Origin of the sequence: Haladaptatus sp. CMAA 1909 (assembly GCF_043952005.1) — an archaeon.
Taxonomy (GTDB): domain Archaea; phylum Halobacteriota; class Halobacteria; order Halobacteriales; family Haladaptataceae; genus Haladaptatus.
In genome coordinates this window covers 176,962-189,528 of sequence record NZ_JBIOAV010000004.1, presented here as the reverse complement: position 1 = coordinate 189,528, position 12,567 = coordinate 176,962, and the positions used below count along the sequence as shown (strand labels likewise).

Annotated in this window: 10 protein-coding genes; 7 read left to right on the top strand and 3 right to left on the bottom strand. The window is 45.7% G+C overall.

All coding sequences use genetic code 11. The features are described from left to right. Positions 1–1,655 precede the first annotated feature (1,655 nt). A complete protein-coding gene (locus ACGYLY_RS25545; protein ID WP_395285577.1) occupies positions 1,656–2,213 on the top strand; it encodes a hypothetical protein in 558 nt (185 codons plus the stop codon). 564 nt (positions 2,214–2,777) lie between these two features. After that, entirely contained in the window at positions 2,778–3,623 is an 846-nt protein-coding gene (locus ACGYLY_RS25540; RefSeq protein WP_395285576.1) for a helix-turn-helix transcriptional regulator, read from the top strand. Between the two features lie 218 nt (positions 3,624–3,841). Here the strand turns inward: ACGYLY_RS25540 and ACGYLY_RS25535 are convergent, their stop codons facing one another. Then, positions 3,842–4,198, bottom strand: coding sequence for a hypothetical protein (locus ACGYLY_RS25535; protein ID WP_395285575.1), 357 nt, complete (start codon positions 4,196–4,198; stop codon positions 3,842–3,844). Between the two features lie 318 nt (positions 4,199–4,516). On the opposite strand from ACGYLY_RS25535, the gene ACGYLY_RS25530 reads away from it, so the two are divergent. Continuing rightward, entirely contained in the window at positions 4,517–5,470 is a 954-nt protein-coding gene (locus ACGYLY_RS25530) for a HalOD1 output domain-containing protein (protein WP_395291297.1), read from the top strand. Positions 5,471–5,575: 105 nt separating this feature from the next. Further along, the gene (locus ACGYLY_RS25525; protein ID WP_395285573.1) at positions 5,576–7,651 is read left to right on the top strand and encodes a hypothetical protein; all 2,076 of its coding nucleotides are present in this window, start codon (positions 5,576–5,578) and stop codon (positions 7,649–7,651) included. A gap of 1 nt (position 7,652) precedes the next feature. Here the strand turns inward: ACGYLY_RS25525 and ACGYLY_RS25520 are convergent, their stop codons facing one another. After that, complete coding sequence (locus ACGYLY_RS25520) at positions 7,653–7,787, bottom strand: hypothetical protein (RefSeq protein ID WP_395285572.1); 135 nt, start codon at positions 7,785–7,787, stop codon at positions 7,653–7,655. A 416-nt stretch (positions 7,788–8,203) separates the two neighbouring features. Here ACGYLY_RS25520 and ACGYLY_RS25515 point away from each other — a divergent pair, with 416 nt between their 5' ends. Continuing rightward, a complete protein-coding gene (locus tag ACGYLY_RS25515) occupies positions 8,204–8,677 on the top strand; it encodes a GtrA family protein (RefSeq protein WP_395285571.1) in 474 nt (157 codons plus the stop codon). A 410-nt stretch (positions 8,678–9,087) separates the two neighbouring features. Next, positions 9,088–10,146 (top strand): glutamate--cysteine ligase, encoded by a 1,059-nt coding sequence (locus ACGYLY_RS25510; protein WP_395285570.1) that lies wholly within the window; start codon positions 9,088–9,090, stop codon positions 10,144–10,146. A gap of 260 nt (positions 10,147–10,406) precedes the next feature. On the opposite strand, the gene ACGYLY_RS25505 is transcribed toward ACGYLY_RS25510, so the two are convergent. Further along, on the bottom strand, positions 10,407–10,547 hold the full coding sequence (locus ACGYLY_RS25505; protein WP_395285569.1) for a hypothetical protein: 141 nt from the start codon (positions 10,545–10,547) through the stop codon (positions 10,407–10,409). A gap of 797 nt (positions 10,548–11,344) precedes the next feature. Between ACGYLY_RS25505 and ACGYLY_RS25500 the strand changes: the two genes are divergently transcribed. Beyond that, positions 11,345–12,448 (top strand): branched-chain amino acid ABC transporter permease, encoded by a 1,104-nt coding sequence (locus tag ACGYLY_RS25500; protein ID WP_395285568.1) that lies wholly within the window; start codon positions 11,345–11,347, stop codon positions 12,446–12,448. Positions 12,449–12,567 lie beyond the last annotated feature (119 nt).

The following is a 12,567-nucleotide window of genomic DNA, read 5'->3' as shown; positions in this document are numbered from 1 at the left end:
TTAGAGGGAGTGGAATCACATGGTAAATCAAGTTTAGCACGAAGTTCAGCCGTTCGAAATTCACCCTGTTCACAAGCTAGTTGCACTGCCTGACTCGCTATATAGACTGCGCGATGTTCGACCATCGTATATCAACAACTTCCTCTAATCATCCGCTTCGTATGGCTATGAATGGATTGATCGTTAATTTTGTTAGAGGTCACCCAAAGACGCTGTCGAAAAGAAAATGCGAGAATTAGTAATCTACTGATCAGTGCTCTTGTTTGATTATTGATTATTTTAGGGGATCTTCGAGCTAGTTTCCCGCACACCAAATTCGGCCTGTTGGGCGGTCCCTTTTCAGTGGATGAATCGGTCGGCTGAAAGTGTCTCGAACTCGCCGTCGTATAACCGACGCGGTCACAGTGGACTAAACACTATCGAAATATTAGTGAATAGTCTTGGGTGTACAATGCAATATTACAGGCACAAAACTACTACTTGATAACTTCGTATTTGATTGACATAGTATTAATCAAGCAACGGTGATTCTGTCTGAACTAACCGGGGAATGCTATTTCCCGACCGCGACTTTTCGTGTTGAAGGCTACGGCTGTTGCGCACTCTTCCAAGCTGGACTGAACAGATCGCTTAATTTCATAAGGCGAATATTGATTATAAAGAGGGTCCACAGGCTCTAAATACGCATTGACCACTCCCATATATCATGGATAGGCAACCAGTTGAACATTCAGGGATGCTTTGAACAGTTCACACACTACTATGGCCATTGGAGACCACACCGACCACCTATGAACGAACGCCTACTGTGAGGCAAATTAATCAACCGATATAATAACAGAATAATATAATAATATATCTTTTGTAAAATACTGAGTGAAATTATAGTCCATTATAGATGCAAAAATAAGATTTTTTCCAGGACCAGCAAAAGAGTCACTTCTCAATTGATCTAGTAATCAGATCAGAGAACATTCATAAATAAAGGCTTCGACTATGGTCATCAAATCAATTTAGATCAAAATTTCATAAAGCAGACTGATTTAAGCTATCGAGAGGTGGTGACGTATTACGGCTGTGCGTACACGATCGACAGCGATGGTATAATGGGGTGATAGCCAGACATGTGCTCGATGTGAGCTACAAGATCTGGCAAACGTCATCGGTTGATGACGCGACGGCTGTCGCCGCCCATTCACGCGTTTAGTACTCAAGGCTCGCCGTATCTATCGTCTTGTTATAGAGTTTTTGGTTGAGCCTGGATCCCAAAATCAACGAGCTGCTTGAATCTTATACTGGCCTAGCTAAACAGTGCCGAAAACCAGAAGCAGCCAAATGTGTTACACTTATTCCAGTCAAATTGTAGATTTCCATCAAGAAAGGACTCATGAACTACAGCAATTATTCGCCGATAATGAGCCTCACTCCCAGTTATGAGTTAATATTTGACGATAAAGATAGTGGCGCTTACCAAAAATAATTCACGCGATAAATATTCGAACATATCCAATTCAACTCCTCAGAATATCAGATATACTTTTTGATTATTTTATATGGAAGTTATTTTAGAACTATTATGTAGAATTGAACTCGCTGGACGTTAGCTAAGCTATAAATTGGGGATTAGAGATAATAACACAAGAGGTGTGACCAGCATGGGTGTTATCAGCATTTCATATCCGGAGGGGGAGACGGGGCAAAGAACTGACCAAACGATTCAACAGATGGAAGATGCGTACGATGTACTCGCGAACGCTAGACGAAGAAAGCTCCTCGAGATTCTTAACTCTCATGGAGAGTCCATTGAAGTAAGTAAATTGGCCGGATTAATCGCTGCATGGGAAAACAACTCATCGGTGGACGAAATCAGTTGTCGGGAGCAAAAAATTGTCTACACTGCACTGACCCAAAGACACCTACCCAGACTCGAAAGGATGAATGTCGTAGATTACGACAAGCGCCATCAGACCGTCCGAAAAACGGAAAAGGTAAACATTGTGCTTCAGCATTCGACCCCGCGACCGGTTCCTACCCACCACTGGGAGATATATTACCTGCTTGGAGGGATACTTGCTTCTGTAATAATAGCCAACACCCTTTTGGGAATATTCCCGGTTTTCGACATCCTCATTCCTATTATGAACGTCGTAGTGATCGCGATTTTCACCCTGATTTCGATCGCTTACGCATATTCCGACTCATCCATCTTCTAGCTCACGGCTTACGTATTGGACCAGTATTTCATAAGTTCAATCAAACCACGAAGAGTCTAGATTTCATTGAGCTGTAGAACAATTCGCCGGAGTTCCATCTCTCATATCGAACAACGCACGTTTCGCTACAGAGTGTATTATGGGATTGTTCAATGACTTCCTGTATTGATACATGTTCAGATTCTACTTGAAGCGCCGTGGCTTCTTGTTCTAAAGGCCAAGGATTTAACTCCCGGAATTGGAAGCACTGTAAAGTATTCAAGTGTGTATTTTCGGAGTCTGCCACCATAATAATGATTCTGCTGAGCTTCCTTACATTTAGGATCTGAACGTGTCGACCCCCAAATAATAATGTAGGAGATTGGATTATACTACCGGGAGAGCCCACAGAGTAAAAGATATTGGAATAATCTGAATTCAAACAAACTAGCATTCAACCTATCGTAAATCGGTATAATCCATCAACGATCAACTAGGTTGAAGTGGAGCTACGTTGACTATTCTTTTGGTTCCTATCGCTTCCTCAAGGGTAGTCTGAGCAGGAACGGGAAATCTAGTGTAAGTATGAGAGAGAAACCGGAGACACTCGTCGAGTATGTGGTTCGATCGGGGACGCGTACTAATATCCTCTTGGCAATCGCTGATGGACAGCGCTCGGCCCAAGCATTAATAGAATACGGAAGTGCGAGCCAGTCAGGAGTGTACAACGCCCTCTCGAACCTGGAGGACCATGGACTGATTCATGGTTCACGGTCGAAGCAGTGGTTCCTTACTGGAACCGGTTCATTGGTTGTCAATTTCCTCCATCGACAGCACGGAATGGAAGAACTCATTCAGACCGATCAACAGTATTGGCAGACTCATGATGTCGCTGTCCTCCCACGTTCGTTTCAGTTCGATCTTTCACAATTAGTTCCTGGATCGGTCGTGCGAGCGACCGACACACAGCCCTCACGGGCGATGCGAGAGGTAGAGAATCGTCTTGAAGCGACGACCTCTGCACGTTTTGTGGTACCGGTTTACGACGAACGACATTGGAGTGCGCTGCTCGATGGCTGTGAAAAGTGCCAACTCGTACTGTCAGAGACTGTGCTTTCAGCTCTTCCGAATGATGTGGCTTCGATTTCTGATTCCATTGAGGATCTGGACATACGGATCGCCGATGTGTCGTTCAAACTAGCTGTAACTGATGTCTGTTTGTTATTCTCGCTGCCCCTCCTGGACGGCTCGTACGACGTCCAGACTGAGTTCATCGCAGAGACAGAGCAAGCACGCACCTGGGGAATAAGACTATTCGAACAGGTCTGGGCGGATGCAGTACCTTTTGATGACGACACTGGTTCGCTCAGAACGAACCGCGAGTTAAAGAACAGAACAGAGTATGATTCGAACGAAGACAGGCGTAGGTGATACTTTATGGACTCTTAGGAGATTACGTAAGGCATGGTAGGAATTTCTCGAAATGAACCCGGAGGAAACTATGGCATAGTCAGCTAAGCCTTACCCTTTCGGAGGTTGCAACTTCGCTTCGGGTATCTACAACCGGTCCTAATTCACCGTACTCGATGAATGACAAACGCTCTTTTGCGATTAATAGATCTCATCGCACATAACCCTTGCATTTGTATTCAACTTGTGATGGGACGTGGATCGATCATCACTTCGCCATACGACCACGAAAGAATTCCACATTCTGAAAGTCGAGGTAGATGTTCGTGTTCAAGACTAATTCTCATCTGTTGTTGTTCGCTAGGAGTTACTTCGTCGAGCGGTCGGTTTTTAACTCGACTGAAGAGATCCATTGCCATCTGTGAAAGTGGAACCGCAGTATCCTGCTCGATCAGGTAGTTAATCAAATACCATCGGTGTTCATTTGCGAGAAGGCTACAAACTTCGGATGGCTTTGGCTCCTGGATTTTAGAATCGACCAATTCTACCAGCTGACATAGTTCGTCAGTAATCTTCCCTTCTTTTTTGTCGACCATTGGCCGTCTTACTCCGTGTACAAATATGAATTGACTGGTTTTCTCCATTTTAGTTTAGCCCTCCAGCTACTACTTGAATCAGAAAAAAATTTCTCCTCCCTTATAATATTTATTCTATTTAAGGATCATAACTTTTGGGAAAGGTATGATTACAATTCATCTATTCGTTTTTGGCCACCTAGGTTCAATAATTGGAACTCAGAGTATTATGCCGTTTGAAATTGTTTTTCTCTTCTTCGGTTGGAATACGTTTAGCGGTGTTTTTCGCCAATAATCCTATGGATTTTTGACCATTCAACGCTAGTAGCGCAGTGGAATATGAGAGTGGAGAAAGAACCAGGCACTATCCCCTTCATATGCGGAGTCAATAAACCACTCGAATTTAAGTATAACCAGCAACAGGACCTCTCATTGGGTTCTACTATTATTCAACATATGATCAAAGCAGCAGGTGTGGACCCAATAGACGTCCCCGAACCACTGTATGCGAGCGTGAATACAGAAGCGTTAGAAGCGGGGATTCAACCACAGAAGAACAGTCCCTCACCAACCGATAGTGGGATATCATTTACGTTTGCAGGTCACTATATCACCGTTCAGGGAGACGGGAACGTTCGAGTTGAATCAGAACTCGGCCGCCTGAAACGGACCGGTGGTAATATTCTGGTAACGGGTAGCGTTCCCGAGGATATTCTCGACCAACTGAGCGTGCAACTTTTGGGAGAACGCTCATCCGATCGCTCGTTTATCTTTGCCCAATATGGAAAATCAGCCCAGGGCGCACAAATGCGACATTCGCTGAACGGATCACCACCAGAGAACGCCTATATCGTAACGTATGAAGCGGGTGCATATACACGGTCCGTTGCGCAATCGTACGCAGACCAACCGGATCCAGTAAATGTTTCATCCGTGGTCGGGACCCTCGAGGAGTTTCAAGTTGCAATTCAAGAAAAGATACTCGAATTGCAGGAACGAAGAAATGGGTATGATCCTGGAGAACTACGATTCAGTTTCGACTCGCTTCGAATACTTCTTGAAGAAGAGGAGACTGAAGCTGCCGGTCAATTCATTGCAACAGTCACGAAAAGGGTCAAAGACGCGAATGGACTCGGCCATTATCTTCTCCCGGATGCGTACTATTCGGATACTGTGAAGGCGGTCAAACCCATATTCGATATCGTCATCGAATTACAGGTAAGTGTTAATGGGTTAGAACAGCGATTGCACTTGAACGATACTGATCATACCACAAAATGGTTCCCCATATGATGGGAAATGGGCGAGGGGAAAATTCGCGTTCCCATGGTGGCAGCTCTTCTCCAATGAACCTGATTCACTGGGGAATTCCTGCGAAAAGTCGCCTGGAGGATAAATATGAACCCAAAGTTCCTTGCTTCTGACGATGCAACTCTTACAATCATTGATCCGATTCAACGGCGTCAGTATCCACTCCAATTATCCCCCAATCCATGTCCTAACCCAACTGATACTAGCCAGTTCTATTTTCCAGTCGATAGCGCCGTCTCAGTAACGATAGAGAACATTGAGTTGCCATACGTTGTAGGCGTCTACATTCGAAATCTATCGGGCGACGTCCTCGTTAAAACGGAAGAGCTTGCCTACGAGGAGCTGCCAGAACGCGAGTACTTGGTCGAACTAAATGGACCGATTAAAGTGTATCTCCGTGTCACCAGTGCACTCACAGTTGCATCATCAACAGATCGGATGGTGCTTGATTTTGGAACAGAAACACGAGTTCAGATTGGGGCGCGTTCATACCATGAACAACCAGGAACGACGATAACAACGACGAAAGAACCGTCTGACGTGATGAAAGCCATCTCCGCATTTGGTTCAGCATTAAAAACAACGAGCTGTGAGCGCTCACTTCCGTCGCTTCGCGGCCATCCTCCGAAGATCGAACTAAGTAATGAATTGCAGATTCCGGACGAACTTTCCGCACCTGCATCCGGTGTCCGTATCGAAGTGCCACCAAAATTACAAACAATCTACCCGGTGAGTTCCCTTGCATACTATCTTGGAGCAACCGTCGTTCCCGGTCCTCGTCCTCGATTACTCACAGACAGCGGATATTATCTGGATCTTCGCCGTTCATCCGGGGAGTTTGAAAACAAAGTTGAGCGTGTGCTTAAACAGGTTTTCTTTCTCGATTGTATTACGCGGACTGAGGGATATTATCAAGTTGAACTCTATGAGCGGCGAGCAATTGAGGAACATCTCGACTTGACGTTCGATGAATTGTATGAGAAATCGCTCGCTGAGCAGCTCGAAGCCTATCTCGAAGTTCCGTACCGATCAATCCAAGATCATCTTCCTACTTGGCCCTTAACGACGTTTGTGACCGAGGAATCTCGGAATATTGAATCACTGCCGTTCCTTGTTAATAACTTATCGATCATTAGAACGGTCGAGAATAAACGAGACCATGCTACTAAACTTGAGCTACCCAACTCGGTTAATGGTTTCATACGAAGTACCGAGACTGATCACAGGGGTGAATCCAACGAGAGGTTCAATTCCTACATTGCACCTCCCAAGACGGACTCTCTGGAATGTGCCTGGCTCGGAACCGGGAGCCCTATCGGTGCGAATAAAATCATCAAAAAGGCGTTTGAGAATAAACTTTGCAGGAGTGGTTCTACCGAAGGAATCAAAATCACCGTCGTTTGTAATGAACCGGAAATGAGCTCTGAATATGATGACGGTGGTAGTCTCTATGGCGAACGCGACGAATTGGAATTCAACATTGACATCCACCGAAATCTCACTGTTGACGAATTGCATGCAGTATTTGCAACTGAAACGGATTTCCTTCACTACATTGGACACATTACAAATGATAAATTTGTCTGTCGGGATGGTGGCTTAGACGTACGGAGTATTGGGGAGGTAGACGTTGATACATTTCTCCTGAACGGATGTCGATCATACGAACAAGGAAAGCGATTGATTGATGCAGGAAGCATCGGTGGTGTCGTAACTTACAGTCACATTGGAAACAAGAGCGCAACGAGAATAGGACGCCTTATCGCTCGTCTACTAAACCGAGGATTTTCACTTCGATCTGCGCTCACTCTCGCACAAGAACACAGAATAGTCAAGAATCAATATGTAATTGTCGGGGATGGAAGTGTAGAAATCGCACAGAGCGAGAACGGGACTCCAATGATGTGCCGGATTGATCCCGGTCAGAAAGAGAATTCATACAACGTAAAATTAACAACCTTCCCCACAATCGAACAGGGAGTTGGCTCCTTCTATTGGCCCTACATTGATGAGATTCAAACCTACTTTTTGACTAGCGGTGAACTCCCACCATTTACTCTCTCCAAGCATTCACTTATTCAGTTCTTACGCTTAGAACAAATTCCGGTCTTGTTCAAAAACAAACTACGTTGGTCGACCGAGATCGATTTGAGCGATCTCTAAACTACGAAATGGTGGTACCGTTCGCTGCTGCCACGTTCCCCGTTTGTGTGAGGAGGAGGCAAATGGTGAACAGGACACCAATCATTCGGGGGTTCTCCGCGAGGTACGCCGTTACCGTGTTATTGCTTGTTGTCATGCATAAATTGCTAAGACGTCAGTTGTATTATCTTTTTCTAAATAGTGTGAACAGAAGATGAGTTGATGATTTCACATCGATCCATGTTTTAACTGTTATTTTTATGATTAGTCCTAAACCCTACCGATTTCAGGGAGAAAGCGCCAGGAAATGGAGCGGTCTATGTCAGAAAAAAGGATCGCAGGACTTAGTATCTCATACTGACGATTGATACTCGAATTTTGATATTCAACGGTACCGTGTTCAAACAGAGTTGACTGAAACGATGTTCTAGAACGGATTCCTGTCTAAGCATCGTGTGTTTAATGGGTCCGTCGGAAATTGCGTGTGTAGTAGAGAGGACCGTTACCTTTGAATGAGTTGTCGGCCAGTGACGAAAGAATCTTTGCTGTCGGTATCGATACTAGGTATCCACGATGCCGCTCAGGATCCGACTGGAGTCTTCAATACTCATAAAACGTTTTCAGAACCTCCCTTTTGTTCCTGCTGCCCTCGTTCAACCAACACTACTCAGCCAATTCATCATCGTTGGTATTGCTGGAGGCCTCGTCGAGAATGCCACACTCATCGCGCTCGTCTCCGGATTTGGACTTTCAACGCTCGTCAGCGCTGCCATCGGGAAAGAATTTTCTATCCTGTTGATGTTCGTCATAAACGATAACTGGACGTTCCGTAACCATCGCGATCGGTCGCTCTTCAGACGCGCTTGTCAATCGAATATTAATCGTTTCGGGAGCGTCGTCATCGGTCTCATCGTACTCTTCGTACTCAATACGTGGCTGCACGTTTGGTATCTCGCCGCAAATCTCGTTGGAATCGGGATCGGTTTGATCTTCAATTATTTCGCCGAATCTCTCCTTACTTGGCGTATTCACAGCGACAGTTCATGATTACTCCCGAGGTGACTTCGCCATCTTTCGACCGAATTCTGCTAACAGGTAGAAGAAGGACGAATATTTTCAGCCATTCACTTGGCTTGTGGTGTTCGTCTCTGGTAGAAAAGGACATGATATCTGATTTGTATCCAACAAATACTATGAGATTTTCCTTCCCGAGATGGATTTTCGAGAGTCGATTGTTTGCACCCATATCGATAAAGAGAATATTACTTTTGTTTTTGATCACCCGATCGCGCCGACGATCTGCATTTGTCGTATCCGCTCGCCGTTATTGAGAAGAATGCGAAGACGAGTTTTTTTGCTCGTGAACGGCTCTTCGAAGAACGTGTAGTAACAGCGGTGGATCAATTCGAGTTTCTTGGCCGTCGATGCTAAGAGTCTAGCTCTATGTAATAGTACTAATGAAACTCGGTCTCGAGCTGGAATACTGGGTAATCGATGATACGGGAGAACTCGTCGAAGCAGATGAACTCCTCGAGATTCATGAGGCGGTCGTTCCCGAACTCATCGATCCGATGCTCGAAATCCAACTTCCACCTGCGGACGGGATGACAAATTTGAGACAGAATCTCGTCACGATTCTCGAAACAGTGTTAGCTCGAGCAGCAGACCTCGATAAACATCTCGTCCCACTCGCCACCCCACTCACCGAACACCGATTTCCGATCACGAGTGATCGAGGGAGGTTACTACAGCGAATATACGGTGACGATATCAAGTTCGCGAAAAACTGCGCGGGAACTCATATTCACTTTGACAAAGGCAACGTCGTGGATCAGCTCAACCTCCTAACTGCCCTCGATCCAGCGATTGCACTCGTTAGTTCCTCCCCATACTACGATGGCGTACTCCTAGGAATGGATGCTCGTGCACTCTCATATCGAACCCATTCGACTCAGCTATTGACGCGATATCGTGATCTATGGCCATATGCGGACACGACCGAGGAGTGGGACGAGCGTCTCGCACAGATGTATGACACACTAAAATTACGTGCCGAACAGCTCGACATTCCCGAAGCCGAGTTTACGCACTTTATCCAACAGGAAGATGTTGTCCTTACACCGGTACGGTTGCGGGAAGAGACGCCAACAGTTGAGTGGCGTGCACCGGATGTTGCACTCCCTAGTCAAATTCTACAGTTCGTGAGTGATGTCTCAATGCTACTCTCATTAACCGACGAGAAGTCGGTGAATGTAGGAACACCAGGTATTCGCCCAGAAGAGGTCGGTATACCACCGTTCGCTGAACTCCGAGCGATCACCGCTACGGCGATGAACGATGGGCTTTCAAAACGGGTGGGTGATTATCTCATGACAATGAGATTTGATATTGATCAGTACGATCCATTAGCCGAAGAAATTGCTGGTAACTATCAACTGTCGACAACCGAAGCACGGAAAATACGCTTAGCGTACGCTAACCGGTTGCGAGAAGACATCGAAAACTTACTGTACTGAGATCAATAAAAAGGTTCGAAAACACGGGCGATTTAGGTTCTTAGAAACTGTCCTATGATTACATACATAAGTATAGCTGTACTCAAAATGTAAATTTTCGACGTCTTCTCGTGTTTGTGGCGTCCTCCGACATTCCAACCGTGATGTCCGTTGTACTCGTGACTGGGGTTGTGTCCGACGGGCCTCTTCGGCTGTAACCGCGTCCAATTGATCGTTCAGTTGGGTGCGTTTCTTGTCCTCGAGATGTTCGCTGACTCGGGTCATGTACTCTCCCACTCGTCTTGGTCGGCGATGAGCGTGAGTTTCGACCCTCCCGTGGTGAGCGTAATCAGATTGTCGTAATCGTGCAGGTCACGCTCGTCTTGTGGCTTCTCACTCGAGATCTTCGCGACGAATTTCATCGTTCGGCGCACTGTGTTCTAATTCGTATCGAGCCCATGTTCATCGAGGATATTCTGAACCTGCGCCGACGAGAGTTTCCACTTGCCCTGTTCTTTCACCGCTCTTGCGTGGAATGCTTACCACACGAACGTGCTCGATACTTATTTCCCGAGGGGTCATGGGTCCTTGTTTTTCCGTGCCTTGGTCTTGTGGTGAATCGGGACGGAAAGAACTGCCGAACTAACCACCGCTTCAGCCCTTTTTATCGATGGCACACAAGCCATAGCTCCTCAGATGCTATGTATGATTGAACACTACTTCTTAGGCCACAGGTTCTTTGTGGAGAATGAGGTCTCGTATCGTCTACAATTCCTATGTTACTCTCGTGGTTTTAAACGATGTGAAAAAGATTCACCATAGAACAGCTTGATGCTCTGGTGTAAATAGTATGGTTATTGTAATGTGGCTCGTGAACAAGTGGTAAAGATGTTTATGTCGTCAACCCCTGCTGACAGTAGGGATTAATCAAACCTAGGAAGTTAGACGATCAGACCATACCCAATTTCCTAGCGCGATTAATCCCTGTGAGGGAATCGTCCATTAATAACTCTCAATTCCCTCTTCCGGAATCCGATTCGATAGTTTCTCTGTGAACGAACTCTCCATAATCAGTACCCGATTTCGAGAGTCTACAATCCTGTAGTAGGTTCATTTTCATCATTCGAGGTACAATCCTTACATTTTCAAACATTTGAACCGTACAAGCGAAAAGATATTTGCTCTTACAACACTCTATACACCTTGGTGGGTGATACCAATGAGTACAGGGGAAAAATATGTACGTGGAAAGGACTTCTTCGTAGAACATACGATAGAGATCGTCGTCATTATAGTCGGTATATTACTCTTTTTAGATCTGATTTCGAAGCTTAATTCCGGAGAAGTAACAGGAATAACATTAGCCCTTTTTCTAAAAGATGGAATTATTATTGGACTGATCATCGGACTCGCTGGAATCGGGCTCTCAATGACGTATAGTATTCTCAACTTCGCGAACTTCGCTCATGGCGATTACCTTACAACAGGTGCTTTCGCTGGTTGGGTGGCAACCTATTTGATTGCCGGATTCGGGACTGTATCCGCGGGTGATCTGTTCCTCCTCGGCGTCAGTGGAGGCGCTAACGCAGGAAGTGTTGGCGCTAGCGCTGTGGCTACACCATTGGCAGTTTTCATTGGATTCGTGGTCGCAGTTGTATTCGGAGTCGGACTTACACTTGCTGTCGATCGCATCGTCTATCGTCCGATGCGAGGTCAAAGTTCGATTGCTTTACTTATCGCAAGTATCGGTGTGGCACTCACGCTCCGCTATATTCTTGCGATTGTATTTGGAACCAGTCGTACAGGAATCACGGGCGGGACATTACCTACCTACACAATACCAGTAATCGATCTCATTATCAGTGCACATGAAGTTGTCTTAGTCGTTGTTGCATTGTTGCTAATGGGCGGGGTCCATGTGTTACTCCAGCAGACCAAACTCGGCAAAGCAATGCGAGCGATGGCCGACAATTCCGATCTCGCGCGTGTCAGCGGTATTCCAACTGAACGGATAATTCGTGCTACATGGATTATTGGTGGAGGGCTTACGGCTGCCGCAGGTTATCTCGTCGTACTTGAAACAGGAACCATCTCCTTCGATTATGGCTGGACACTACTGTTATTGATATTTGCAGCTGTGATTCTTGGTGGGATCGGTTCGATCTACGGTGCAATACTTGGAGGTCTCACGATCGGCATTACAAGTACTATCTCGTTAATCTGGATCCCTTCTGAGTTTACGTATGCTGCAGCATTTCTCGTAATGATAGTCATTCTAATAGTAAGGCCAGCGGGGTTGTTCAGCGGGGTGACGACAGCATGATTGGCGTTGTCTGTTGCGATCTTACTTTGCCACTTACCAGTTGGGATATCACCCTCAAAAATAGTGAATATTTTCTCATTCAGAATCATTTGCAGAGCGAATGGGTACCTCTGAATGGA